Consider the following 26,715-nt stretch of genomic DNA (forward strand, 5'->3'; position numbering starts at 1 on the left):
GATGTCCGACCACCGCACATGCACCGGCGCTACAAAACCATTCACCCAGCCCGTCCTGTTCCACTCGTCCTTGTCATGCTGCGCAGCTGGCGCGCAGCCACCGAAAGCGTCGCCAAATCGAGTTCGCCGCTTTCGTAGATCTCGGTCAGCGTGCGCTGAGCGCGGCTGACCCGGTTGCTGTTGGTGGCCTCCCACTCGACGATCTTCTCCTCGCCGGTCTCCCCCGGCTCACCCACTGCCAGCACATCGAAGCACAGTGCCCTGATCGAGCCGTAGATGTCGTCACGAATCGCCAAGCGAGCCAACGAATGCCAGCGATCGTCGCGCACCAGCCGGGAGACCGCGGTCAGCAGGCCGTCGGTGCCGAGACGCTCCATCAGCGCGAAATAGGTGTCGGCGACCTCTGCCGGATCGCGGTCGACGATGTCGGCGATGTCGATCACGTCGAGCAGGCTGTACTGGTACAGCCCCGTCGACACCATGTACGCCAGGTCGGCCGACACACCCTGCTCGTTGAACTCGCGCGCTTCCTTTTCGCAGATGATCTTGTCGTCGCCGCGCAGCCACTCCGACATCTGCGGTGTCAGCGCACGGACTTTCTCGGCGAACCGGTTGATCTCGGCACCAACCGCCAGCGGCTGGGGCCGGTAGTTGAGCAGCCAGCGGCCCGCGCGGTCGATGAGCCGACGCAGATCCAACGTCATCCGGTCGGTGACGGCGACCGACACTCCGCTTTCACCGGCAGCGCGGATCTGCCGCCACACCTCACCGACCTGGAAGATCGCATTCGTGGCCACATAGGACCGCACCGCGTCGACCGGCCCGACGCCGACGTCCTCGGAAATCCGGTAGGCGTAGCTGATTCCGCTGGTGTCGACGAGATCGTTGACCAGCATCGTGGTGACGATCTCCCGGCGCAGCTGATGTTGCCTGATTTCACTGGCGAACTTGTCGCGCAGGTTGGACGGAAAGTACCTCGGCAGCCGGGACGCGAACACCTCCTGATCAGGCAGGTCGCTCTTGAGGAGCTCGTCCTTCAGCGCCAGCTTGACGTGAGCCATCAGCGTCGCGAGTTCTGGTGAGGTCAGGCCGATTCCGGCTTCGGTGCGGCGGGCGATCTCCTTTTCCGACGGCAGCGCCTCGAGCTCCCGGTTGAGGCCGTGTTCGGCGACGAAGTCCTTGATCATCCGGGCGTGCACCGACAGCAGGCTGGCCGCGTTGGCGCGGCTGGTGCCCATCAGATCGTTCTGGTCCTCGTTGTCTGTCAGGACAAGCCGGCCCACTTCGTCCGTCATCGACACCAGCAATTGGGTGCGGTCCTCGGCGCGCACCTCGCCCGCAGTCACCAACGAGTCGACGAGGATCTTGATGTTGACCTCGTGGTCGGAGCAGTCGACGCCGGCCGAGTTGTCCAGCGCGTCCGTGTTGCAGCGGCCGCCGGCCAGGCAGAACTCGATGCGCCCGCGCGAGGTCACACCCAAGTTGCCGCCCTCGCCAATCACCTTGGCGCGCACCTGGCTTCCGTTGACCCGCACCGGATCGTTGGCGCGGTCGCCGACGTCGGCGTCAGACTCCGTCTCGGCTTTGATGTAGGTGCCGATGCCGCCGTTGAACAGCAGGTCGGCCGACGCCTTCAGGATCGTCTTCATCAGCGCGGGCGGTGTCAGTTCCTCGATGCCGTCGGCGATGCCGAGCGCGGCCCTGACTTGCGGGCTGATCGGGATGGACTTCTGCTCGCGGCTGTAGACACCGCCGCCTTCGCTGATCAGCGACGGGTTGTAGTCCTGCCACGAGGACCTGGGCAGGTCGAAGAGGCGCTTGCGCTCATCCCATGACGACGCGCTGTCGGGATTGGGGTCGAGGAAGATGTGCCGGTGATCGAACGCGGCCAGCAGCCGGATGTGCTTGGACAGCAGCATGCCGTTGCCGAACACGTCGCCGCTCATGTCCCCGATGCCGACGACGGTGAAGTCCTCGGTTTGGGTGTCGACGCCCATCTCCCGGAAGTGTCGCTTGACCGCCTCCCACGCGCCCTTGGCGGTGATGCCCATCGCCTTGTGGTCGTAGCCGACCGAACCGCCGGACGCGAATGCGTCGCCGAGCCAGAAGCCGTACGACGCGGCGACCTCGTTGGCGATGTCGGAGAACGTGGCCGTGCCCTTGTCGGCGGCCACCACGAGGTAAGCGTCGTCGCCGTCGCGACGCACCACATCGGTGGGGACGACGACATCGCCGGTGGCTTTGTCGACGTTGTCGGTCAGATCGAGCAGCCCGGCGATGAACAGCTTGTAACAGGCCACGCCCTCGTTGCGGAACGCGTCCCGATCGTCTGCAGGAGGCGGGTTCTTCACGACAAAGCCGCCCTTGGCTCCGACCGGCACGATGACGGCGTTCTTCACCGCCTGCGCCTTGACGAGGCCGAGGATCTCGGTGCGGAAGTCCTCCTTACGATCCGACCACCGCAGTCCGCCGCGGGCCACAAAGCCGAATCGCAGGTGCACACCCTCCACCCGCGGGGAGTACACGAAGATCTCGAACCGCGGCCGCGGCAGCGGCAGCTCGTCGATAAGGCCGGGGTTCAGCTTTACCGAGAGCACGTTCTGCTGTCTGGCCGAATCCGGCCTGCTGACAAAGTAATTCGTGCGCAGGGTGGCTTGAATCATCGACGCGAATGCGCGCAGCACGCGGTCGGTGTCGAGGCTGACCAGTGCGTCGATGTCGGCTGCCACAGCGGCTGCGGCCGTCTGCGCGTCGCGGCGCCGCGTCTCCTCCGACGGCTTCGGGTCGAACAGCGCCTCGAACAGCTGGACCAGCGACCGCGCGGTGCCCGCGTTGCCGTTGATCACGCCCTCGATGTGGGACTGGCTGTACGGAAAACCGGCCTGCCGCAGGTATTTCGCATAGGTGCGCAGCACCGCCACCTGCTGCCAGGTCAACCCCGCGCGCAGCACCAGCTCGTTGAAGCGGTCGATCTCGGCGCGGCCGTGCCAGATGGCGCTGACCGCGTCGGCGAACCGGTCGGCCATCGCAACGCGCTCCGGACCAGCAGGCGGCGTCGGGATGTCGGGGTGCGGTGAAATCTTGAACTGGTAGATCCACACGGGCAATCCGTCGGGCCGCGTCACCGTGAAGGGTCGCTCCTCGAGGACGACGACGCCCATCGACTGCAGCATCGGCAGCAGGTGGCTCAGTGACGCCGACCGGCCGCCGAGGTACCAGGTGAGCTGTGCGACGCCGTCCTGACCGCGGTCGCCGAGCACGAGCCTGACCGAATTGTCCTGCAGCCCTCCGATGATCGCGATGTCCTTGATCGCGTCGAGCGGCGCGACGGCCTGCTTGTAGACCTCGGGGAAGGCCGCCGAGTAGTGCTCGGCCATGGCCTGCGTGATCGAGCCGCCCTTCACCGCGCCCATCAACCGGTCGCCCCACGTCCTGGCGGCCTCGGTGAGCAGGTCCTGGATTCGCGATTCGTTGTCGAGCGAGACGTCGATGTCCTGCGGGCGACGGCCTTCGGGCAGCCGAACGGTGAAATGTACGACGGCCCAAGGAGATTCACTGACACGCGCGGCGTAGTCGATGCTGACGCCGCCGAGTTCGCGGACCAGGATGTCCTGCATCGTCAGCCGCACGGCGGTGGTGTATCGGTCGCGCGGCAGATACACCAGGCACGACACAAAGTGCGCGAGTTGGTCCGCACGTAGGAACAGCAGGGTGCGGCGCCGCGACCCGAGATCGACCACCGCCATCGCCATGTCGAGCAGTTCCCTGGCGGACAGCGCAAAGAGTTCCGAACGCGGGATGGTCTGGATGATGTCGAGCAGCAACTGGCCGGGATGGCTGGGGTCGCGGTGCGCCATTGCCAGCGCGTCGTTGACTCGCCGTGAAATCAGCGGTATTTCAAGCACATTGGCGTTCATCGCGGCGACGGTGAACAGCCCGACGAACCGGTGTTCGATTGCGCCTGCGGGTGCGTTCTCGCGGACCACGACGATGTAGGGGTAGGCACCGTAGCGCAGGAAACTCTGCATGGTGGCCTGCGCCAACACCAGCAGATCGTCGCTCGAACTGAGTTGCGGGAGCACGTCGGTGCGCAACCGAAGCACACCTAGACGACTGGCCGGATCGACCGCGGCCTGACCATTGCTGACCTGGCAGCGCTGGTAGCCAAGCAGCACGAAGTGACCGTCGGCCAGCCACCGCAGCAGCGCCGCGACGTCCTTGCGGTCGGAGCCCGGGAATCGGCCCTGGTAGTCGGAGTCCAGTTCGGCTGCCAGGCTGACCAGCATCGCCGCCATCGACGTCGAGTCCAGCGCCACCTGACGGGCGTCGGCCAGCACGCTCGGCAGCAGCCGCTTGACCTCGGCGACCGCCTTGGGGTCACACGATTCGGCCAGCTGGACGTGGATCCACGTCTCGTCGATTCCGTCGCCGAACGGGGCACCCGATGCCGGCTCGAGGGCCAGCAGATCGCCGTTCGGCCCCCGACGCGCGCGCAGCACCGGATTCATGATGGCCTTGTAGGCCACCCCGAGCCGATGCAGCAGCACGGTGACGGAGTCCATCAGCATCGACGCGTTGTCCGTGACGATCTGCAGCGCGGGGCCGAACCCGCCAGGGTCGTCCTCGGTGTAGACCGCGACCCGGGTGTCGCCGAACGCGCGGTGCGAACCGAGTCGGTAGTGCGCCTCGATCAGAGGCGGTGAAAGCAGCATCTTCACCGCACTGCGGTCGACAGGCGCGGTGACCGCGGAATCGGCACCCGGTGCGTCACCGTGCGGCCCGCGGTAGGTAGCCATGTAGGCCCGCGCGAGCCGGGTGATGTTGTCCTGGCTCAGCGGCGGCGCGGTCGATCCGCCGACGCCTGTGCCAGTCCCCGGATTGACCGTCATCGCCGCTCCTAGTTACATCCGCATACCGACGCTGGTACGCAAAACGACACTAGTCGCGCGTGAGCCGGCGGTGGGTCACCCTGTGCGGACGGGCCGCATCGATACCAAGTCGTTCCACCTTGTTTTCCTCGTACGCGGCGAAGTTGCCCTCGAACCAGAACCACTTGGCCTCGTTGTCGTCGTCGCCCTCCCACGCCAGGATGTGCGTGCAGGTGCGGTCGAGGAACCACCGGTCGTGAGAAATCACGACCGCGCAGCCGGGGAAGTTCTCCAGCGCGTTCTCCAACGAACTCAGTGTTTCGACGTCGAGGTCGTTGGTGGGCTCGTCGAGCAGGATCAGGTTGCCGCCCTCTTTGAGGGTGAGCGCCAGGTTCAGCCGGTTGCGTTCACCGCCGGACAGCACGCCCGCCGGCTTCTGCTGGTCGGGTCCTTTGAAGCCGAAGGCCGACACGTAGGCGCGCGACGGGATTTCGTTCTGACCGACCTCGATGTAGTCGAGCTTGTCGGAGACGACCTCCCAGACGGTCTTCTTCGGATCGATGCCGGCCCTGCTCTGATCGACGTAGGACAGCTTCACGGTGTCGCCGATTCGAACGGTGCCGCTGTCTGGCTGCTCAAGGCCGACGATGGTCTTGAACAGTGTCGTCTTACCGACACCGTTCGGGCCGATGACGCCGACGATGCCGTTGCGCGGCAGCGTGAAGGACAAGTCCTTGATCAGTTGCCTGCCCTCGAAGCCCTTGTCGAGATGCTCGACCTCGACCACGACATTGCCCAGCCGCGGACCGGTCGGAATCTGGATCTCCTCGAAGTCCAACTTCCGGGTCTTCTCGGCCTCTGCGGCCATCTCCTCATACCGCGACAGGCGCGCCTTGCTCTTGGCCTGCCGTGCCTTGACGCCGGAGCGGACCCACGCCAGTTCGTCCTTCAGCCGCTTCTGCAGTTTGGCGTCCTTGCGCCCCTGCACCGCGATGCGCTCGGCCTTCTTCTCCAGATACGTCGAGTAATTGCCCTCGTACGGGTAGGCACGTCCCCGGTCGAGTTCGAGGATCCATTCGGCGACGTTGTCCAGGAAGTACCGGTCGTGTGTCACGGCCAGGATCGCGCCCTTGTACTCGGCCAGGTGCTGCTCGAGCCACTGCACACTCTCCGCGTCCAGGTGGTTGGTCGGCTCGTCGAGCAGCAGCAGGTCGGGCTTGGACAGCAGCAGCTTGCAGAGCGCGACGCGGCGGCGTTCGCCACCGGACAGGTTGGTGACAGGCTCGTCGGGCGGCGGACAGCGCAGGGCATCCATCGCCTGCTCCAGCTGGGAGTCGAGGTCCCACGCGTCAGCGTGATCCAGGTCCTCCTGCAGCCGGCCCATCTCCTCCATCAGCTCGTCGGAGTAGTCGGTTGCCATCAGCTCGGCCACCTCGTTGAAGCGGTCGAGCTTGACCTTGATGTCGCCGAGGCCCTCCTCGACGTTGCCGCGCACGGTCTTCTCCTCGTTGAGCGGCGGCTCCTGCTGCAGGATGCCGACCGTTGCGCCCGGCGCCAGCAGCGCGTCGCCGTTGTTGGGAGTGTCCAGCCCGGCCATGATCCGCAAGACGCTCGACTTGCCGGCCCCGTTCGGGCCGACGACACCGATCTTCGCCCCTGGAAGGAAGTTCAGACTGACGTCGTCAAGGATCACCTTGTCGCCGTGCGCCTTGCGGACCTTCCGCATCGAATAGATGAATTCGGCCATTGCCGTTGTGTTGCCTTTCGTAATTCGCGATTACCCGGGCCCATCCTAGGCGTGGCCGAACCTGCTAAGCCGACAGAGGCAGCGCCTTGCCGTCAACGGCCGAGACTTCGGGATCATCGATCGGCTCGTCGGCGTCGGCGACAGCCGGCTCGGCCGCGTCGTCGCTGGTGGCGCTGGATTGTCTGCGGCTTTCGATGCGAGCGACGCACCGTGCCAGATCGGGACCCACCGAGGTGGCCCGCACTTCCACCGACGAGCGACGGTTGCCTTCTTTGTCGTCGTACTCGCTGGTGTACACATAGCCAACAACGACGACCGGGTCGCCCTTCCCGAGGGCCGCCCCGACACCGGTGACCAGCTTTCCCCAGCAGTTCACCGTCACGAAGAAGGAGTTCCCCGGCTCCCAGTTACCGTCGGCGCTGCGGCGCCGCGAGTTGCTGGCCACCCGGAACTTGATGAGCTCCTGCTCGCCGACTCGCCTGCGGTCCGGTTTGGTGACGATGTTGCCGACGACGGTGATGGGTGTCTCGAACATTGCTATTCCTCTCATTCATCTGGGTGCGACGCGCGTCGCACCCCCATTTCCCCTCCCAAGTCCGACAGCAGGGTCCGACCGAGTTCCTGAGTCGGTGGCCCTGTGGATGAGTCGCGCGCTGTGGATGAATCGGCCCTAGGTTGATCGGCATGACGGTGTGGATCACGCGTAGACCCGAGGCGGAGGTGGCGGCCGAGCTCGCACGAAGCCAAGGCCCGCTGGCGGGAGTACGGCTCGCAGTCAAGGACAACGTCGACGCCGCCGGGCTGCCCACGACCGCCGCCTGCCCGGAGTTCGCGTTTCAACCCGAACGCGATGCGGCTGCGGTCGCGGCGCTGCGGGCCGCGGGTGCGGTGGTCGTCGGCAAGACGAATCTCGACCAGTTCGCCACCGGTCTGGTCGGCACCCGTTCGCCGTATGGCGCGGTGCCCGACAGCCGCCGACCCGACTACATCAGCGGCGGTTCCAGTTCGGGATCGGCCGTCGCGGTCGCTACCGGCGAGGCCGACATCGCGATCGGCACCGACACCGCGGGCTCTGGCCGCGTGCCCGCCGGGTTGCAGGGCATCGTCGGAATCAAACCCACCCTGGGAGTGGTCTCCACCGATGGCGTCGTGCCGGCGTGCGAATCCTATGACTGCGTAACGATTTTCGCTGCAGATCTCGCTTTGGCGAACCGTGCGATGGGTGTGATGGCAGCTGCTGCCGGCCGGCCGTGGCCCGCCGACGTGCGGTTGGCGGCGCCGCCGAATCCTGTCGTCGCGGTCCCCGGCGAGTTGCCCCAGTTGGACGCCGAGTGGCGTGCCGCGTTCGATGCGGCCGTCGGCAGGCTGTCCGAAACCGGCGCGCGCGTCGTCACGGTGGACATCGCGCCGTTCCTGGCGGCGGCCAAGCTGCTGTACGACGGCGCGTTGGTCAGCGAAAGATATGCCGCTGTAGGCGAATTCATCGATGCGCAGCCCGAGGCCGCGTTGGATCCGACGGTGCGGCGCATCATCACGGCGGCGCGCGACATCCCCTCCCATCGACTGGTGCGCGACCGTCGCGAGGTCGACCGGTTGCGCGCGGTGGCGATGGCCGCACTGGACGGTGTCGACGCGCTGATGGTGCCCACTGCGCCTATGCATCCACGCATCGACGAGGTGGCCGCTGACCCCGTCGGCGTCAACTCCTCGATGGGCACCTACACGAACTTCTGCAATCTGTTCGACATGTGCGCAGTGGCCGTGCCTGCAGGTACAGCGGGGCAGGCACAGTTCGGTGTGACCGTGCTGGCGCGGGCATTCGAGGACGCGGTGGCACTGGATATCGCTGCGTTGGCGTCGGAAGACGAAGCACCAGTGGATGTTTGGCCGCTGAGCGCTGCGGACTCTGTCGAGTTGGTGGTGTTCGGCGCGCACCTTCGAGGCGGAGCGCTGGTGCACCAGCTGACGGACCTCGGCGCGCGGTGGGCCGGCGAACTGACGACGGCGCCGCGGTATCGGATGTCAGTGCTGCCGACTGTGCCTGCCAAGCCGGCGGTGACGCGGGTTCCCGACGGCGCATCCGGTGCTGCGCTCCTTGGGCATCGCTGGCTGTTGTCGCCCGCGGCATTGGGTCGGTTCCTCGCGGCGTTGCCTGCGCCCATGCAGCTCGGGAAGGTCGAATTCGACGACGGCACATGGCGAACCGCGTTCGGCTGTGACGGCGCCGCGGCGACTGGGCGCGATATCAGCGAGTACGGCAGCTGGCCGACGGCGATCGCGGCGGGCGCTGTCTAGCGCTTCTGCCACACGGAGACGTGCCGCGTGCTTTCGTGGGTGAACGGTCTGTGGTCCCAGTCCTCCCAGCGCTCGACGAGCGACAATCCGGCGATGCGCGCCATGAGATCCAGTTCGGCAGGCCAAACGTAGCGAAATGAGATCGACCGCAGCCGCGCCCTGCCGTCGATGTCGTCGACGTAGTTGGAGCTCATCTCCTGTGTGGCGCAGTCGTATAGGTCATAAGCCCAACATTGCTCGCCGACGTCGAACGGGACGGCGCGTTGACCTGGCGGCAGTGACCGTAGCGCAGGGACACTGACCTCGATGACGAAACTCCCGCCGGGCTGCAGGTGCTCGGCGGCGTTGATGAAACACGCGACCTGGGCGTCTTGCGTCGTCAGGTTGACGATCGTGTTGAACACGAGGTAAGTCAGCGTGAACGATCCCGGCACGCGCGCATCGGCGAAGTCGCCGATTGTCACGCCGATCTCCGCTCCACCCGGCTTCTCCCGCAGTCGAGCGACCATTGCTTTCGACATGTCGATGCCGTGCACCTCGACGCCACGCTGAGCCAGCGGAATGGCGATGCGGCCGGTACCGATACCGAACTCCAGCGCCCGGCCGTCACCGGCGAGGTCGGCGAGAACGTCCACGACGCAGTCGATCACGCTCTGGTCATGCATGCCAGAGGTCGCGGCGTCGTATGTAGCGGCGACCTCCTCGTCGAAGAATCCGTCGTCGGCGGTCACGACGGACGCGCGTCCCGCTTGGCCAGCTCGGCAAGCATCGCGTTGTACGCATTCAGATCCGCGTCGTCGTCGCGGTCGGCTGCCCTGTCGAGTCGTTTCGCATCCCGCTGATCGCTGCGCCGCCACTGGATCAGCAACGCGATCATCACCACCACGAGCGGGACTTCGCCTGCTGCCCAGGCAATTCCACCGCCCAGCCGCTGGTCGCCGAGTAAGTCGGTGTGCCAGCTGAGCGCCAGCGACCGGTAGAACGTCAACCCCAGAACCGTCTGCATGCCCATCAGCACGACACCGAAGAACGCGTGCAGTGGCAGCGACGCGAACACCATCGCGACCTTGCCCAGTTGCGGTATCGGCCGAGGTGTCGGATCGACGCCGATCACCACCCAGTAAAAGAGATAACCGCTGAGCAGGAAGTGCACGTTCATCAGCAGGTGCGCGGCATGGTTGCTCACCGCGGCGTCGAAAAGCCCGCCGAAATACAGGCCGTAGAAGCCCGCGACGAACACCACGGTGGCCACGATCGGATGGGTGAGAAACCGCGATACCCGCGAATGCAGCGCCGCCAGCAGCCATTCCCGCGGTCCTGGCGGCTCGGCCCGCCCCGCGGTCGGCAACGCCCGTAGCGCCAGCGTCACAGGCGCACCCAACACCAACAGGATCGGCACCAACATGGACAGCAACATGTGCGCCACCATGTGCATCGAAAACATCGCAGGCATATAGCGACCCAGACCTGACGACGTCGCGAACAACAGTGCCGCGCAACCACATAGCCACGCCGCCGTGCGGCCCACCGGCCACGCGTCGCCGCGACGGCGCAAGCGGCGCACCCCGAACACGTACAGCCCAGTCATGACGATCGCCGCTGTGCCGAAGATCAGGTCGAACCGCCAGTCGAACAGCACGCGCGCGACTGTCGGCGGTCCGTCGAAGCCGTAGCCGATCGCCACCTCGACGGGACTCGGCTCCGTCAGCAGCGGCGGCGGCGGTGTGCGACCCAACCCGACCGCGATGCCGAATGTCGCTGCGAAGACGGCCGCCTCGACCAGCGTCAGCCGCAACAGTGGCCCGCGCGCCTCCGGATCGGCCGCCAGCGCGACGAGCCCGCTGCGTCGCTGACGCCATCCGATGAGGCCGAGTACGCCAAGCGCAATGACCTTGCCGATCACCAACCAGCCGTACTCACTGCGGAACAGGTCCGACAGCTGGATCCGCACCAGTGCGTTGACGACGCCGCTGGCGGCCATCGCCACATAACACCACAGGGCCAGCGCGGAAAACCGTCGGGCCGCGAGGCCCGCATACTGCCCGGACCGCAACACGTGAGCCAGCAGTGCGAACAGTCCGCCCGCCCACAGCGCGCCCGCGATCAGGTGGATCAGCAGGCTGTTGGTCGCCAGATCGTGCGCACCGCCGGCCGACGAGTGACCCGTCAGCCCCAGCGGCACGAGGCTGGCCACCGCACCCGCCAGCAGCACCGGCGTCCAGCCCCACCGCAGCACCGGCAGGCTGGCCAGCGTCACGGCCGCGGCGATGAAGGCAGTCCAGCGCCAGGCTGTCGCGGTGTCGACGACGCTCGCCGCCGACCAGATGTCGAGCGGGTTGAGGTTCTCGCGCAACGGGTGGCCCGAGACGTCCGACACAGTGAGCGGCACCAGCAGCGCGGCACACACCGTCCACACCGCCGACGCCGCCGTCCCGAGCCGCAGCGCGCGGTAGCCGGCCGCGTCGAGCACGCCGTTGGACTGCGGCGGCACCAGAAACGCCGCGAACAGGAACGACCCCGCCGCCACCACCGCGGCGATCTCCCCCGCGGCCCGTAGGAACGGCAAGCCGTATGTGGTCGCAGGCCCCGGGTTGGGCAGCCCCGTGGCGGTCAGTGCGTCGGCCAGCGACAGCGCGCCGATGCCTGCGGCCACGACACCTGCCAGCGCGGCGACACCAAGCAGCACCGGCCACACAGCACTGTTGCGCACAGTCGGGGGCGCCGTGGTGGTCATACGACCAGCGTATGGCGTCGGGCTAGGCGCCCTCGCTGCGCAGTGCCCGCCGCTTCATCTCGCGAGCGTAGAACTGCTCGCGGGCGACCTGCTCGACCTTGTCCATGTCGCCGAGGATGCCCCGCAGTTCGTCGCGGAACGCGGTCCGCCGGTCGCTGAGGTCGGCGGCGGGTGCCAGCAGGCCCTGGTCGGCGATCACCTGCCGCGCGGTCGCGAACAGCAGCGCCGATACGGCTTCGTTGCTGCGCACCCGGTTCTGTGCGACGAACTGCCTGCCGACGCCAAGCGCCATCTTGGTCAGTTCCTTCTCGCCGATCTCGGCGGGGGCGTCGAGCAACACGTCGGCCACGATTTCGTACGCCTCGAAGAACGGCCGCAGCATCGCGCTGGCGATCAACGGCTTCTTCGCGCGCAACAGCACGTCGATCTCGGCGCCACCGGCGGCCACCTGGCTCTCCCATTCCTCATGCCAGGACATCTCCTCGGCCACATGTCCGCGGAATGCGGCGGAGTCCGCGAAGTAGAAGTCGAACTTCAGCAGATCGCGCAGCCGCATCGCCTGCGACCAAAACGCTTCCAGCCGATCGGATTCCGCGCGGGCCGCAAACACGAGCGCCAACTCGACGATCGACGTTTCGAGGAAAGCGTCGATGAGGGTGTTGCGGTAGAACGCTGCCTCATGCTCGTTCTCGGGCGCGATCCGCCACACCGGCTCCCTGCCGCCCTCGACACAGGTGACGGGGTGACCGTTGGACAAGGCGTCGAGGGCTGCGCGAACGCCGTCGGCCGTGCGAAGCCGCAACGCGCTGTTGGTCATTGGCGTCTGCTTGCGTTCCAGGTAGTCCAGCGAGTCCTGCAACGTGTGATGAAGCTGGTCCAGCGTCAGTGCCACCCCGCGGGTGGTCAGCAGCAGCGCCGACACCAGCGCCGTCGCGTTGACGGGGGTGGCGCGCAGAATCCGCCACGACACCTCAAACGCCATCTTTTGCAGCGCAAGGCGTTTGGCGGCTTCGTCGGTGGTCATCGGGCCGTGCGGTTCGCCGAGGTATTCACGCATCGACACTGCTTCGGGGAAGCGCACGTAGATCTTGCCGTAATTGCGCTCGCCCTGGGCCTTGATGAAGTTGTACATCCAGGACAGGCTTTCGGGCGTCTTCTCGCCACCACGGGCGTACGCGGCGTATTCAGCGGTCTCGTGTAACTGATCGAAACTGATCGACACCGGTTGCAACAGGATGTCCTCGCTGCGTCCGTCGAGGTAGGCATCGGCGACATATGCGAGCAGACCGAGCTTGGGCGGCAACATCTTTCCGGTGCGCGACCGGGTGCCCTCGATCGACCAGCTCAGGTTGAACCGCTTCTCGACGATGTAGCCGACGAATTGCCGCAGCACGTACTTGTACAGCGGATCGTCGAGTTTGCGCCGCAGGAAGATGACCCCGGAGTGGCGCATCAACGGGCCCATGAATCCGAACGACAGGTTGATGCCCGCGAAGGTGTGGACGGGTGGCAGCCGGTTCTCCTGCATCGCCACGGGCACGATCACACCGTCGAGGTAGGACCGGTGCGAGAACAGGAGCACCGCGGGATGATGTTCCAAACCGCGCCGCATTGCCTCGACTTCGGCGCGGTCGTAGTCGATGTTGGGATCGAAGCCGCGGCTGAAGATGGCGCGGCCCAGCGACGGAATCAGGTCAACCGAGAACCGACTCCATCCGGTGGACAGTTCGTCGAGCATCTCACCGGCTTTGTCGACTGTCGCACCGGGAATCTTTTCCAGACCCTCACGAAACCGTGCCGATGCCAGCAGTTCGGGCTTGATCAGCCGTGGCGACTTGTACTCGGGGCCGAGGAGGCGCAGCTCAACGCGCTCGATCGCCAGGATCGCCCGTCGGATGACGAATCGTGCGAATTCCCTTGGGTTTTCAGCGACGGTGGTCTCATGCCATTGCTGTCGCAACTCAGAGACCTTCGCGGGTTCACCGGCCACCACCCTGGCGCGCGAGGGATCCTTCCGCAGAATCCGCTTCTGCAGCATCTCCGGCGGTCGGTAGGTGTCACGACCGGAAAGGAACGCGACGACCTTGGATCGGGTGGGCAGGCCACCGGGCACCCAGAACACGCGCACCGGCACGACCGATCGATCCTCGTCGGTGTCCAACTCCTCGACCAGCGACGCCAGCGTTCCCGGCGGCGGGTCGTCGTCGGCCGGTAGCCGCAGCACGTCGACGTTGGAATCCGGGTGCTCGCGGCGCTGGCGTGCCAGCCAGTCGTTCAGTAGCGCCTCTTCGGCGGGCGATGACACCGAGGCGAGCACGAGCGCGTCGTCAGTCGCGGTGAACGCCGCGAACTCATCGGCGGAGATTTTCACGACCGGCCCTTTGCGGCAGCCTTTTTCGCCGTCTTCTTGGCGGGTGTTTTCTTCGCCGGTTTCTTTTCGGCGGCCTTGGTCGTCGCTTTCGTTGCCGCCGTCGTCGTCTTGGCCGGCGCCTTCTTGGCAGGTGCCTTCTTCGCCGCCGCCTTCTTGGCAGGTGCCTTCTTCGCCGCCGCCTTCTTGGCAGGCGCCTTCTTGCGCTTGTACAGCGGATGCGTCGGCACCTCGTCGTGCGGCCAGTCCTTCAAGGTGTCCAGGTACAGCTGACGCACCTCGGCGATGCGCTCGGAAAGGTTGTCGTGGGTCCAGTCGTCGACGGGGATCGGCGGGTAGACGACGACGTCGACGGTGCCGGGGTTGAACGTGCTCGAGTCGCGAGCGGCGATGACCTCGGCATTGCGGATCACGATGGGCACGACGGGTATCCCTGCCGACATCGCGATCCGAAACGGTCCCTTCTTGAATTGACCGACCTCGGTAGTGTCTAGGCGGGTGCCCTCAGGCGCGATCAGGATCGAAAGTCCTTTGCGCGCAAGCTCCTCGACCTTCTTGAGTCCCTCGACCGCCTTCTTCGGGTCGTCGCGATCGATGAACGCCGCGTCCATGATCTTGCCCATGGTGCCGACGATCGGATCGTTCTCCAGCTCCTTCTTTCCGACCGACGTGAAGTTGTCGCTGACCAGGGTTCCCGCGATCATCGGGTCGGCCTGGTTGCGGTGATTGAAGATGAACACCGCGGGCCGTTTGGCGGTCAGATTCTCCTTGCCAAGGACGTTGAGGTTGATGCCGGTGGCCGTGAGCAGTGTCCGGCCGAACGTCGAGGTGAAGAAGTTGACCCCCGTGCGCTTGTTGCGGGTCAGCAGACCCAGGCCGAGCGCGCCTGCCGCGATCGGCACCATCGATGCGATTCCCGCCGCAGTCCGCAACTGCGAAACCGGATTGGCGCCGCTGCGACTGGTGAACCGCAGCACTGGCCAGCCCCGCTTGGCGGCGACCGCGGCGAGCTTGCCCGCCGGGTTGGTCGGTCGCGGATTGCCGACGAGATACATCAGCGCGACGTCCTCGTCACCATCGGCGTAGAAGTAGCTCTTCGCCAGGTCGACGCCGTTCTTGGCAGCGAATGCCTGTACGGCCCTTGCCTTTCCGGGTCCCCAGATGATGGGCGTGAGCACTTCGCCGGTCAGGCAGCCGTTCTCGTCGACCTCGAATTTGTTGCTCAACACGTTCTCGATGCCGAGGAATCGCGCGACGGGCTCCACCTGGACCGTCAACGCCGAAGAGCTGAGCACGACGGTGTGGCCGCGGGCCATGTGGGCGCGGACGAGTTCACGCATCTCCGGGTAGATGCGACCGACGATCTTCTGCACGAAGAGTCGCTCGGCCAATTCGTCGATGTCCGCCAGCGAGTTTCCGCGCAACATGCGGGCGCCCTTGCCGATGAGATCCTCGAACTCGGAGCGACCGAGTTGATGGTTGAGGCCGGCCTGCACCATGCCGATGAACTCGCCGACTGACATCTGCCGCCTGCGCAGCCGATCCTGGGTCATGACGACGCCGGTGAACCCGGCTACCAGAGTGCCGTCAAGATCGAAGAACGCGCCGACCTCAGGGCCCGGCGGACTCGCCTCGATCTCGGCGACCGACCCGGGCAGCCGCATCGATCGGGGATTTGGCTGACCGTTGGCCGAAGTCATTGCGCCGCACTTCCGTTGGGTGACACTGGGGTGGGTTCTGGGGTCTCGACGGTGAACGTCGCTGGTACGGCCCGACCGTCGCCGCCCAGCGCGAGCACCTCGTCGAAGCCGGCCAGCAGGCAGCGGGCCCACAGGTCGGCGTCGTCGATCGATGCACGGTCGTAACGCGTGCTGATGGTGCAGTATCCGGCACGAGAGATCAGCACGACCATCATGGCGACACCGGGCAGGGGCCCAATGCCGTACTGGCGCAACACCTTCGCGCCCGCTATGAAGGTATCGCCCGCGTAGACCGGCACATTGCTGGCCTGCACGTCTGAGTTGACGATCGATCCCGCCATCGACTCGAGCACGGAATCGGGCATGAGCGTGAGCACCGGCGCGATGGCGCCGACCATGTCGATGGCACGCTCCTCACGCTTGCGGGTCATCTGCGACCGAATGTTCTTGATGCGCACTTCGGGGTCCTGCAGGCCGACCGGGGCGGCGAGGTTGACGCCCGCAAATCGGTTGCCGCCGGCAGGATCTGCCTCGGAGCGCAGGTTGACCGGCACCGCCATCGGCAGCGCGTCGATCGGCACGCCCTTGGCTTGGTGGTACAGGCGCAGGGCGCCGCACAGGCCTGCCAGATAGGCGTCGTTGATGGAGCCACCGGCGGCCTTGGAGGCCTTGTGCAGCGCGCCGAACTCGATGTCGATGGCATCGCTGCGCGACGAGAGACTGCGACGCCGCAGCACCGGTGACGGCGGGGCGACGGGTCCGACGACGCGGGCACCGGACATGGCGTACTCGACGACTCCGCCCATGTTGGCTATCGGATCGCGGACGACCCTGCCGACAACGTGCGCTGCGCCGAACAGCACGCCGCGCACCCGCCCCGCGATGGTGCCGGGAAGCCGGTTAATGCCTTGGCGCATCAGGTCATTGGGCGAAAGGTCCTGGGGAACCGGCAGCGGCGGAGGCGCCTGGGGTGGTGGATCGCGTTCGAGGTCGTAGAGGTTGGCGAACATCTCGACGCCGCCGACACCGTCGGTCACGGCGTGGCTGAGGTGTACCAACTGCGCGGCACGGCCGCCTTCGAGGCCCTCGACCAGGGTCGCGGTCCACAGCGGCCGGGAGATGTCGAGCGGCGACTGCGCGGCTATCTCGGCGAGGTCGAATACCTCACGCATGGTGCCCGGCTCGGGGACCCGCATGCGGCGCACGTGGAAATCGAGATTGAAGTCCGGGTCGATCACCCACCGCGGCGCCACAGTGGGCAGCGTCGGCATGACGACCTTCTGCCGCAGCCGCAGCACCTTGCGCGAGGCGTGGTCGAACCTTGCCCGATAAGCGGCCCAGTCCGGGGTAGTGTCGAGCAGTTCGATGGTCATGATGCCGGATCGAGTGCGCGGGTGGGCTTCACCGCGATGCAATATCTGGTCGAACGCGCTGAGTTCCTCCGGAAGTCCGTCAGCATCGAGTTCCGGCATGTCGCTCATGCTCGTCGCTCCCCTCCTTAACGCCTGAATGCTGCCACTACGCTAGTCCGCCGCCCGGCGGCACGCTGTGCCTTTATAGCGGTTGCGAGCCCAGGGTTCCCGGTGGCCGCGAGATACACTCACCGACGCTGCCCCCGTAGCTCAGCTGGATAGAGCAAGAGCCTTCTAATCTCTAGGTCGCACGTTCGAGTCGTGCCGGGGGCGCCACCGTCAGAGCCTCTCAGTGAGCATGCAGAAGGCGCGCCCTCGGACTGCCGGGCGCGCCTTCTGTGTCGCTGGGGCGATGAACCCTTACTTCGTGCTGGTGCTGGTCTTCGATGTCGGGAGCTTCGGTAGCGAAATCTTCGGCAACGAGATCTTGGGCACCTTGATCTTCGGTGCGCTGACCTTCGGCTTGGTGGTCTTCGGTGTCGTGCCGCTGGTCGCCGGGCTCGCGACCTTGGCTGTGCTGACGGTGTTGGGTGTGACTGCGTCGCTCAGCGAGCCGAGAATGCCGCCCTTGCCGTCCGTGCCGCCGAAGCCGACGCCACCTTTACCGAGCAGGATGCCGCCGTCACCGCCAACGCCGCCGTCGCCGCCGTCCCCGGTCAAAACCGCGTGCCCGCCCTGCTCACCAAATGTGTCGCCGCCATTGCCGAACACCACGCCGCTGTTGCCGCCGTTGCCGTCGAAGGAGTTACCGCCGCTGCCGACGAGCACAGCGCCGTTGCCGCCGTCACCCTCGAGAGACGAACCGCCGTTGCCGGCCACCACGCCGGCATGACCGCCGTCGCCGAAGAACGAGTCGCCGCCGTTGCCGAGTACCACGCCGCCACTGCCACCATTGCCGCCGACCGCGTCACCGCCCCTGCCGACCAGGCCGGCGTTGCCGCCGTTGCTCCCACCGCCGGGGCCGCCCGCGCCGATTGTGCCGGTGCTGTCGCCACCGTTGCCGAGCACCAGGCCGCCGTTGCCACCGGTACCTTCGACGGAATCACCGCCGTTGCCGAGCAGGCCCGCGCTTCCGCCTGTGCCCTCGTAGGTGCTGCCGCCATTTCCGAGCAGCAGGCCGCCGTGGCCGCCATTGCCACCCGTGGCAGCACCGCCGTTGCCGATCAGCAGCCCGGCGTTGCCGCCGTTACCGTCGTCGGTGGTCGCGTCGGAGCCGTTGCCGACCAGCACATGCACCACCGATCCGAGCATGCTGCCCAGGCTGGTCAGCTGGACGCCGCCGCCCTCGGACATGGCCGGTGCCGCGACGGGCGTCGACATGGCTGCTGTCAACGCGGCGGCTCCGCCACCGCCGGCCAGCACGCCGGCTGCCAGGTAGGTAGTGACCTGAAGCTTGCGGGAAGTCTTGCTTGTGCGCTTGCTGTGCGCGCCCATATCGGGGGTCCTTTCGTTGCCAAAGTGAGTCCACCCCCCCCGCTCAGCTAACACTAGCTAGCTGAGCAAGCAACATTTTGCCACTAACTTGATCTTGGAACGGCAAATTCTCAAACTCTCTACCAGTGGCGACGAAGCGACCGCCATAGCACAGAATCTCACCACAACGGATGAAACCTGCGTTAACAACGCACCTAGTCAAGGCGATTTCAGCGAGCTGGCAGCTGTTTCCCAGTCACGAAGTCCCGTCAGCTGAATTTTGGAAGAGAGTGTCACATTCCGCGCGGTTGGCAATCACGGCAATGAACTGGAATTGACAACAGAGCAAAATAGTACTGGAGGCACGGCAACATATCTTCCCTGCTTTGCATTCATTCGGTCGCTTGCTGCAGACGCCCACTACCCCGTCGGTATTGCCGAAACTTCTTGTAGCGCAGGCGAAGACGATCGAAGACCCCGCCGGCCAATGTCGACTCTTGGACTCGGAGCCTGAACAACTCGCCTGGCGCCCGCTCAACGAGATAGGTTGCTAGCGGAACCTTGGAGGGGACGCCGGGCTTGAATACACCTCGTACCAAAAGACTGAGCAGGCTTGCGACGACCGTCGCCGCACTCGGCGTCGCGACCACCGTGGCAGGCGTTGCTGCCACCCAGCCCGCGTCGATCTCGGCCCCGCTCGTCGACCTCGCGGCGCTGATCGTCGTCGGCAGCTCGACGCACCCCGACGGCAGCGGGAACGAAGACTTCTTCCAAGGGATGTTCAATCAGGCGCCCTTCAACACAGGCGACGACCTCGAACACGTCAACTTCTTCACGGGGCCGTTCGGCATCAATCAGGCCCTGCAAGCGCACACCGACGAGACCAACGCCGTGCTCTCCTCGGGGTGGGGCGCCGCGAACACCAGCCTGCTTCTGATGGCGCTGCAGGCCAGCCATGACCCGGTCCTTTCCAAGACGGTCTTCATCCTCGACAACAACGTGTCCCGGCCGAACGGCGGCTTCGGCACCCGCTACCCGTGGTTTGCGCTCATCGGGGTCAACCCCATCCCATCGCCGACCGACACGGACGCTCTCGGTCTGGTCGACGTCGGCTACGAATACGACTACAACTCCAATGCGCCCGCCGACGTGCTCAACCCAGTCGCCGCCGTCAACTCCCTTGTCGCCTATCTCTACCGCCACCTCAACCAGAACGACCTGGACCTCCCGGTGTACCCCGACGGATCGCCCGCCGTCAGCTGCGGTAGCGCCAATACATGCGGCATCACCGACAACGGCACCGTCCTCGAATGTCCCGACGCGCAATGCGGCGCGATACCGGACGGCGACCGGGTCGCCGCGTACGTCACTCAACGCGGGAAGACCACCTACGTCACCTACACCAGCAATGGCCTGCCGCTGACCAATCTGATTCGCCTTGTCCCTGTGGTCGGCAATGTCATCGCCGACGCCACCGAACCGGTGCTGACCGCTATCGTGAATTCCGCCTACCCCAACGGCAATCCGATCCCAGCAGACCCGAGCAAGTATCAGCCGGCGACGCCAGGCTCGTCACTGCCCCAGCTCGCGTCGACGCTCCCGGGCGCCTTGCAGACTGTGCCCTCTGTGTCGACGTTGAAGACGGAAACGACGACGGACCCCAAGCCGAACGACAAGAAGAAGCTCGCCACCGTCGACGCGGCCAAGCCGTTGACCAATGTGGTGCGCGACAGCGAGAAGGCTGAGCCGCAGGGCAAGGCGGACGACGACGCTCCCACTTCGGATCCTGTTGTGGCCGTGGACAAACCCACCAAGGACGACCCGAAGGACGCGACGCAGCCCAAGCACGACGAGAAGCCGAACACGGGTAAAGACGCCGAAGCGGGATAGTGACCAATCAAGCTGTAGCGCTTGGTGACCGAAATTTGTCGGACCCTTTTGTGATGATGTCGTTATGTCCTTAGCGGCGACCGCGATGATTCCGAAGGAGCGTCTTGAGGTGCTCTTTGAGGAGCTCGCGGAGTTGGCGGGGCAGCGCAACGCCATCGATGGGCGCGTGGTGGAGATCGTCGCCGAGATCGACCGCGACGGGTTGTGGGGTGCCACCGGGGCACGCTCGGTGGCGGGGTTGGTGGCCTGGCGACTGGGGTTGTCCTCGACCACCGCGAAGACCATTACGACGGTCGCGGGCCGGCTCGACGAGTTTCCGCGCTGCGCAGAAGCGATGCGCCAGGGCCGGTTGTCGCTGGATCAGGTCGGCGTCATCGCCGGCGCCGCGGGTGCGGGCTCTGATGAGCATTACGCGCAGTTGGCGACCGTGGCGACGGTCAACCAGTTGCGCACCGCAGTCAAACTCGAACCCCGACCCGACCCCAACCCCGAGCCTCCACCGGAGCCGAAGGTTTCGGTCACCAAGACCACTGATGAGCACTTCACCACGTGGCGCATCCGACTGCCCCACATCGAGTCGGCCAAGCTCGACGCCGCACTGGCCTCGCATCACGACGCCCTGTACACCGAGTGGAAACACGACCAGGGTGCAGACGATTCAGCGCAGCGGCCCCCGGCGCCGACCACGGGTGAGGCGTTCATGCGGCTGGTGGAGGCCGGCTGGGACGCCGAGGCCGCGCGCCGCCCGCACGCACAACACACCACCGTCGTCGCCCACCTCGACGTGGAGCAGCGCATGGCCGCCCTGCATCTGGGGCCGCTGCTCACCGATGCCGAGCGCCAATATCTGACCTGTGATGCCACCTGCGAAGTCTGGTTCCAACGCCACGGCCAACCGATCGGCGCCGGACGCACCACCCGCACGGTCAATCGGCGACTGCGCCGCGCGCTGGAACACCGCCACCCCACGTGTGCGGTACCCGGGTGTGGGGCCACCCGCGGACTGCACGCCCATCACCTGGTGCACTGGGAAAACGGCGGCCCCACCGACCTGGACAACCTCGTGCTGCTGTGCCCGTACCACCACCGGCTCCACCACCGCGGCGGGATCATCATCACCGGACCCGCCACCCACCTCGTCGTCACCGACAACACCGGCCAACCACTCGACACCAGATCACTGGCACGTCCACCCACCCAACCCCCGCCCGATGTCCCACCCTGGACCGGACCACTGGGCGAACGCGCCGACTGCTGGTGGTATGACCCCTACCAACCCCAACCACCACCAACCAACAACTAGGCTGACTGCATCAAAAGGGTTGGCGCGTAACGTAACTCACCGAGGAAACTTCGACACGATCTTGTCGGCGACGTCGGCCGCGGCGGTGATTGCGTTCTGCTGCTGGGGCTTACACGCCTGAATGTCCAGCACCACGTTCGCGGCAACTTGCAGCACGCGCTGACACGACCGGACCTGATCGCCGCTTGTCCTCGTGTACGGCAGCGCTAGCCGGTTGTCGGTTTTGGTGAGGTCGCCACTTCGCCAGCCCGGCAACACCTGGCCGTTGAGTTGGATATTCAGCGTGTGATTGCTGCACTTCGACCATCGGTCGGTCGACTCGGTGAGGAACTGCCGTGCCCCATCCGCGGTTCGGTAGGACACGACCGATTGCACGACGAGGAAGTTCCAGTTGTCGGTGTCGGGTACCCGAACCAGTTGTTGGCGCACCGATTTCCAGTGACTCGACTCGTAGATCGGCGCCTCGTTGACCTGCCAGACACCGAGGCAGTTGAGGTTGGGCAGCAGGTTGCGATGATCACCCATCTGCGAGACGGGCGTATGCGAGACCATTCCGCTGGTGCCCATGATCGCGTTCAGTTCGTCGGCGGTCGCGAGCGACGCGGTCAATGCGGAGTCAGGAACCAACTTCGGTTCCGACGCACCCGAAACCGCCCCACCGCAACCGGCAAGAACCGAGCTGAGCGCGAGCGCGCCAAAGACAAAGTGTTTCACCGAATTACGCGTGCGTCCCGGCGTTGGCGCAGGCCTGCTGAACCTGTTCGGCCTGGGCGTTCATCTCGGTGGCCGTGCTGTTGAGGCTGTCGCCGGGGATACGCAGTCCCATCTTCACAAGTAGCTTGCTCGCGCCGAGCGACCAAATCCGCATCGGGTTCGCGATCGACGGGTCCAGGCCCGGTGTCTGCGCCGCCTGCATGGCCACGGCGGCGGACTGTCTCAGCGCAGTCCGACCGGTGACATTGCTGGTGTCGACGGCCGGGTCGGCGTAGTCGGATCCCTCGAAGCTGTCGGCGAAGTCGCCGTAGTAACTCGAGGAGGTGTCCAGCACTTGGGCGAATGCGTCGCAGGCCTGCAGTGCGGCGGGATCGGCGTTGTCCGACGTGGGCCCTGCGGCGACCTGGATCGGACCAGCGCCCTGTCCATCGACGGTGTAGTCGTCGGCGAAAGCGGTTGGGGCGAGCGCCAGTCCGATGCCCAACGCGAGAACGGACGCGGCAACGCTTCGTTCACGGGCGTGGAATGCCTTCAATGTTCTCCTCCAAGGTTGTCGGTCTCGCAGCGTCGCTGAGTTTGCGTTGACCCGCTGGCACGCGTTGCACCGGCCAGCCAAACCCACGTCGACGAGCCCCGTCCAGTCTCGAGGGCAATAAGCAACGCGACCTACGGTCAATCGCCAAAGTGTCCAATTGGTGAACTACCGGCCAACGGCCGGTATCTAGTTGCGGTCCATCGGCTTTCGTGCGCCTGTGAGGAGGATTACATCTGTCTGTGGTCTGGACAAGAGTGCATGTCACAAGACGCCGATTCGATGGGAACCGGGCGCGAACTGTTTGCGGTGTGTTCACCGTTTGGAAACCCCACCATTAGAGGCTCCCTCGCGACACATCCGTTACAGATCCGTTGTGTTCAGACCACGAGAGGCGCTATCCCAACCATGTTGAATCGCTTTGCCATGTTGGCATCCGTCTGCGTCGCGATACCCGTCGCGGCCGTCGCGCCCCTCGCGCAGGCCGACCCTCCTCCGCCGTCGGATCCGGCCGTGCCCGTGAATGCCACCAACCCGCTGCCGCCGGAGGGCGCCGTTCCGTCAGGTCCTCCCGGAGTGCTCGACACGCCGGACGGCTGGCACCTCGAGGTGGTCGGCAGCAATGAGACGCAGCTGCCCGTCGCTCCATTGACCACCGCGATCTCGTCGCGCGAGTACCTGATCGCAGGCACCTTCGTCGGCAAGATCACCGGCGGCGGCAAGACGAAGCTGACCGGCGGCTCGATGGAGGCCGGCGAGCAGATCGGTTGCGGCATCATCTCCGACGAGACGGAGATCAACCCCGGCGCCAGCTTCACGCCGAGCATCAACCTGCCGTTCACCAAGGCGTCCGGCGCCTTCGGCATCAGCCTGCAGGGCAAGGTGTACCTGAAGCCCGGCACCGTCACCACCGTCGCGATCGACAAGAAGTCGTTCAAGGGCACGACGACCCGCATCACGATCACGGGCGTCCGGATCAAGACCGACCAGTGCGCCGGCCAGTCCTTCATCCGCTCGTACGCGACGCTGACGAGCTCGACCGACAACACCGACGACGTCATCACCTACCTCGGCGTCACCAAGGCCGTTTAACCCCAGTCGAACTCGAACGAAAGAAAATAATGGTGAATCGCTTTGCTGCACTGGCTGCCTGCTCGCTGATCCCGCTCGGGACGGCGCCGATCGCTTCGGCGGACCCCGGCGACGACGGACCGCCACCGGACAACGGCGTGGTCGCGTCGGCCGAACCGGGTGTGGTGACGTCTCCCGACGGTTGGGTGCTGACCGTGGTCGCCAAGGACGAGACGCAGTTGCCCGTCGCACCACTGACCACTGCGGTGTCGTCGCGCGAATACCTCGTCGGCGGCACCTTCACGGGAACGGTTACGGGCAGCGGTAAGACGAGCCTGAACGGTGGCACGCTCGAGGCCGGTTACCAGATCGGTTGCGGCATCGAGCTCGGCCAGGTGCGTCTGATCGGCCAGGTCGGTATCGGTACCTCGGGCTCGTCGATCCCCGGTGCGAACCTGCTGCCCACCGGTTTGTCGTTCCCGATCTCGGGCACCATCGAGATCCACGCCAAGCCCGGCACCGTCTCGACCGTCACCGTCGACAAGAAGACGTTCAAGGCCGCGCCCGTCCGCGTAACGCTGAAGGACACCCACATCAAGGTCGACGGTTGCGTCGGTCAGTCCTTCCTGCGGTCCTACGCGACGCTGACGAGTTCGACCACCGACACCGACGACGTGGTGGCCTACTACGGCGTGACCAAAGCCGTCTGACGTCGGGCATGGATTCGAGCCGAAAGAGATTGGCAGTCGCGAACATCGCGGCCGCCGGATTGATCACGGTCGGTGCGGCGGTCGCCTTCTCGGCGACCGCCGCTGCCGACCCGCCACTGCCACCGGATCCGGCACTGCCGGTGCCCGGCGCACCCGAGCCTCCGCCTCCCCCTGGCCCGCCGGTGCCGGTGTTGGGTGCGCCGCTGGGCCCGCAGGGGCTCGACGTGTTGGCGCAGAACGGGCAGGACCAGAACCCGGCTGCACTGGGCGCCCCGCCGATTACCGGTCTGGACCAGACCACGGTTCTCGGCCAGAACGCGGTGCCGTCGGCGCCGGGTGCGGGCCCGGGCGTGGTGCCGAACCTGAACCCGTTCAACAACGCATACGGGCCGCAGCAGTGCATGGTGCCCTCGGCACCGGGCAAGTGCGAGCAGTTCGACGTCGCTCCAGGCGATGAGAACAACGACGTCACCCGTCGCGAGTGGCTGGGCCGCTACATCGACATGTACCGCGCAGGCATGCTCAAGGGCGGACTGCTTGGGCAGGTGCCGCAGGAGCAACTCGGCGAACCGCTGCCGGGTACCGCGCCACCGCCGGGAACCAACATCCCGCCGGGCTTGGTGCAGTTCCAGCCTGACCCGCCGCCACCGCCCGGCGCGCCGCCGCTGGTGCCTCCGCCGCCGGGCTGAGTGACTGCCGTGTCCGTTTTCCGCCAGCGTCGGAGACCTTCACGTTCATAGCGTCGGTGCCATGCAAACCGACGTCATCTCCGAACCCCGCGCACCCGTCCTCTCGACACCAGTCGTTTGGTTCATGGCGCTGGCGGCCGCACTTGGCACCGCAAGCATCTATCCGCTGCAACCCGCCATCGCCGATGTCGCGGGGTCAATGCATACGTCGCTGGCCACAGTCGGCATCGCGTTGGCATGCGGACCGCTCGGCTACCTGATCGGCCTCGCCCTGCTGGTTCCGCTGGTCGACCGGTTCTCGCCAAGGCACGTGTTGTCAACGCAATTCGGCGCGCTGGCCATCGCGCTCGGCATCAACGCCGTCGTCGGCACACCGTGGCTTCTAGCCCTTGTTGTCGGAGTGATAGGTGCCGGATCGTCCGTCGGGGCCCAATTGAGTTCCGTTGCAGGACGTTTCGCAAATCCGCTGCGGCGGGCCACGGTTCTGGGCATCGTCACCGCTGGGATCTCGGCAGGCATCCTCCTGGGACGGATCGTCGGCGGCTGGCTGAATGACGAGATCGGCTGGCGCGCAATGTTTCTCGTCTTCGCCTCGGCCTGCGCCATCGTTTCGGTCGCTGCGCGCTTCGTGCTGCCCGATGCAGCAGGCAGCGTAACCGCGGGATACCTCGCATCCCTTCGCAAACTGCCCGGCCTGTACGTCCGTGTGGCAGCGCTTCGGCTCGCCGCCTGCCGCGGTGCCTTGTGGTTCTTCGCGTTCTGCTCGGTGTGGGCGGGCCTTGCGGTCGCACTGTCCCAGCCGCCGTTTTCGTATTCTTCGGAGCGCATCGGCGTTTACGCCTTCGCGGGACTGCTCGGCATCGTCGCGACCCGAGTGTCTGGCGCCTGGACCGACAGGGTCGGCGCACGACGGGTGATACTCGTCGGGCTCGTCATCGCATTGGCCGCCACCGTGACGCTGGCTGTGTGCCTGTCGAATGCAACCGTGACGCTGGCCTGCCTCGCCCTGTTCGACGCCGGCCTGTTCGCCGCCCAGGTCGCCAACCAGAGCACGGTGCTGGCGATCGATCCCACGGCACCGGCCCGGTTCAACAGCGCCTACATGCTCGTCTACTTCGTCGGCGGCACGCTGGGCACCGCATTCGGCGCGGCGGCAGTCGGATGCTTCGGCTGGCCCGCCGCCACGGCCGTCGCCGCCTGCGCCATCTCGCTGGCGATGACGATCACCGTCGACGCTCGCCCGAAAAGGCGGTCATTAGGCTGAGGTCC

The 26,715-nt window shown here is 66.1% G+C and carries 17 protein-coding genes, 1 tRNA gene and 2 pseudogenes; 8 read left to right on the plus strand and 12 right to left on the minus strand.

Annotation, left to right across the window (positions count from 1 at the left end; translation table 11 throughout):
* Positions 1-41: 41 nt before the first annotated feature.
* The 3 genes from GGC64_RS16105 to GGC64_RS16115 form a co-directional block, all read right to left on the minus strand.
* On the minus strand, positions 42-4,889 hold the full coding sequence (locus GGC64_RS16105) for an NAD-glutamate dehydrogenase (RefSeq protein ID WP_192723482.1): 4,848 nt from the start codon (positions 4,887-4,889) through the stop codon (positions 42-44).
* A 49-nt stretch (positions 4,890-4,938) separates the two neighbouring features.
* Positions 4,939-6,615, minus strand: coding sequence for an energy-dependent translational throttle protein EttA (ettA, locus tag GGC64_RS16110; protein WP_192723483.1), 1,677 nt, complete (start codon positions 6,613-6,615; stop codon positions 4,939-4,941).
* Positions 6,616-6,679: 64 nt separating this feature from the next.
* Positions 6,680-7,150: a single-stranded DNA-binding protein gene (locus tag GGC64_RS16115; RefSeq protein ID WP_192723484.1), complete on the minus strand. Its 471-nt coding sequence runs from the start codon at positions 7,148-7,150 to the stop codon at positions 6,680-6,682.
* A 149-nt stretch (positions 7,151-7,299) separates the two neighbouring features.
* On the opposite strand from GGC64_RS16115, the gene atzF reads away from it, so the two are divergent.
* Positions 7,300-8,910: an allophanate hydrolase gene (atzF, locus tag GGC64_RS16120; protein WP_192723485.1), complete on the plus strand. Its 1,611-nt coding sequence runs from the start codon at positions 7,300-7,302 to the stop codon at positions 8,908-8,910.
* On the opposite strand, the gene GGC64_RS16125 is transcribed toward atzF, so the two are convergent.
* From GGC64_RS16125 to GGC64_RS16145, 6 genes and pseudogenes are all read right to left on the minus strand, one after another.
* Entirely contained in the window at positions 8,907-9,641 is a 735-nt protein-coding gene (locus tag GGC64_RS16125) for a class I SAM-dependent methyltransferase (protein ID WP_192723486.1), read from the minus strand. The genes atzF and GGC64_RS16125 overlap by 4 nt on opposite strands.
* Positions 9,638-11,644 carry a cytochrome c oxidase assembly protein gene (locus GGC64_RS16130; RefSeq protein WP_192723487.1) on the minus strand — a complete coding sequence of 669 codons (2,007 nt, stop codon included), beginning with the start codon at positions 11,642-11,644 and terminating at the stop codon, positions 9,638-9,640. The genes GGC64_RS16125 and GGC64_RS16130 overlap by 4 nt, the downstream gene beginning before the upstream one ends.
* Before the next feature lie 22 nt (positions 11,645-11,666).
* Positions 11,667-14,015 (minus strand): glycerol-3-phosphate 1-O-acyltransferase, encoded by a 2,349-nt coding sequence (locus GGC64_RS16135; RefSeq protein WP_192723488.1) that lies wholly within the window; start codon positions 14,013-14,015, stop codon positions 11,667-11,669.
* 100 nt (positions 14,016-14,115) lie between these two features.
* Positions 14,116-14,275 (minus strand): annotated as a pseudogene (locus GGC64_RS35315) (hypothetical protein); the annotation flags it as partial.
* 204 nt (positions 14,276-14,479) lie between these two features.
* A pseudogene (locus tag GGC64_RS35170) lies at positions 14,480-15,712 on the minus strand (HAD-IB family hydrolase/lysophospholipid acyltransferase family protein); the annotation flags it as partial.
* Positions 15,709-17,193, minus strand: a complete 1,485-nt coding sequence (locus GGC64_RS16145) for a wax ester/triacylglycerol synthase family O-acyltransferase (RefSeq protein ID WP_192723490.1) — start codon at positions 17,191-17,193, stop codon at positions 15,709-15,711. The gene GGC64_RS16145 and the pseudogene GGC64_RS35170, both read right to left, overlap by 4 nt.
* A gap of 130 nt (positions 17,194-17,323) precedes the next feature.
* Between GGC64_RS16145 and GGC64_RS16150 the strand changes: the two genes are divergently transcribed.
* Positions 17,324-17,400: transfer RNA gene (locus GGC64_RS16150), tRNA-Arg, on the plus strand.
* An 84-nt stretch (positions 17,401-17,484) separates the two neighbouring features.
* Here GGC64_RS16150 and GGC64_RS35175 read toward each other — a convergent pair.
* Positions 17,485-18,558 (minus strand): hypothetical protein, encoded by a 1,074-nt coding sequence (locus GGC64_RS35175; protein WP_192723491.1) that lies wholly within the window; start codon positions 18,556-18,558, stop codon positions 17,485-17,487.
* Between the two features lie 558 nt (positions 18,559-19,116).
* Between GGC64_RS35175 and GGC64_RS16160 the strand changes: the two genes are divergently transcribed.
* A complete protein-coding gene (locus GGC64_RS16160; RefSeq protein WP_192723492.1) occupies positions 19,117-20,427 on the plus strand; it encodes a PE-PPE domain-containing protein in 1,311 nt (436 codons plus the stop codon).
* A gap of 64 nt (positions 20,428-20,491) precedes the next feature.
* Positions 20,492-21,730 carry an HNH endonuclease signature motif containing protein gene (locus GGC64_RS16165; protein WP_192723493.1) on the plus strand — a complete coding sequence of 413 codons (1,239 nt, stop codon included), beginning with the start codon at positions 20,492-20,494 and terminating at the stop codon, positions 21,728-21,730.
* Positions 21,731-21,766: 36 nt separating this feature from the next.
* On the opposite strand, the gene GGC64_RS16170 is transcribed toward GGC64_RS16165, so the two are convergent.
* Together GGC64_RS16170 and GGC64_RS16175 are read right to left on the minus strand one after the other, a co-directional pair.
* On the minus strand, positions 21,767-22,444 hold the full coding sequence (locus GGC64_RS16170; protein WP_192723494.1) for a sensor domain-containing protein: 678 nt from the start codon (positions 22,442-22,444) through the stop codon (positions 21,767-21,769).
* 4 nt (positions 22,445-22,448) lie between these two features.
* Positions 22,449-22,979, minus strand: coding sequence for a hypothetical protein (locus tag GGC64_RS16175; protein WP_192723495.1), 531 nt, complete (start codon positions 22,977-22,979; stop codon positions 22,449-22,451).
* Between the two features lie 405 nt (positions 22,980-23,384).
* Between GGC64_RS16175 and GGC64_RS16180 the strand changes: the two genes are divergently transcribed.
* From GGC64_RS16180 to GGC64_RS16195, 4 genes are all read left to right on the plus strand, one after another.
* Positions 23,385-24,068, plus strand: a complete 684-nt coding sequence (locus GGC64_RS16180; RefSeq protein ID WP_192723496.1) for an MspA family porin — start codon at positions 23,385-23,387, stop codon at positions 24,066-24,068.
* 29 nt (positions 24,069-24,097) lie between these two features.
* Positions 24,098-24,757 carry an MspA family porin gene (locus GGC64_RS16185; protein ID WP_225951759.1) on the plus strand — a complete coding sequence of 220 codons (660 nt, stop codon included), beginning with the start codon at positions 24,098-24,100 and terminating at the stop codon, positions 24,755-24,757.
* An 8-nt stretch (positions 24,758-24,765) separates the two neighbouring features.
* Entirely contained in the window at positions 24,766-25,446 is a 681-nt protein-coding gene (locus GGC64_RS16190; protein WP_192723497.1) for a hypothetical protein, read from the plus strand.
* 61 nt (positions 25,447-25,507) lie between these two features.
* Complete coding sequence (locus tag GGC64_RS16195; RefSeq protein WP_225951760.1) at positions 25,508-26,710, plus strand: MFS transporter; 1,203 nt, start codon at positions 25,508-25,510, stop codon at positions 26,708-26,710.
* Positions 26,711-26,715 lie beyond the last annotated feature (5 nt).

Origin of the sequence: Mycobacterium sp. OAS707, from assembly GCF_014873705.1 — a bacterium.
Classification (GTDB): Bacteria; Actinomycetota; Actinomycetes; order Mycobacteriales; family Mycobacteriaceae; genus Mycobacterium.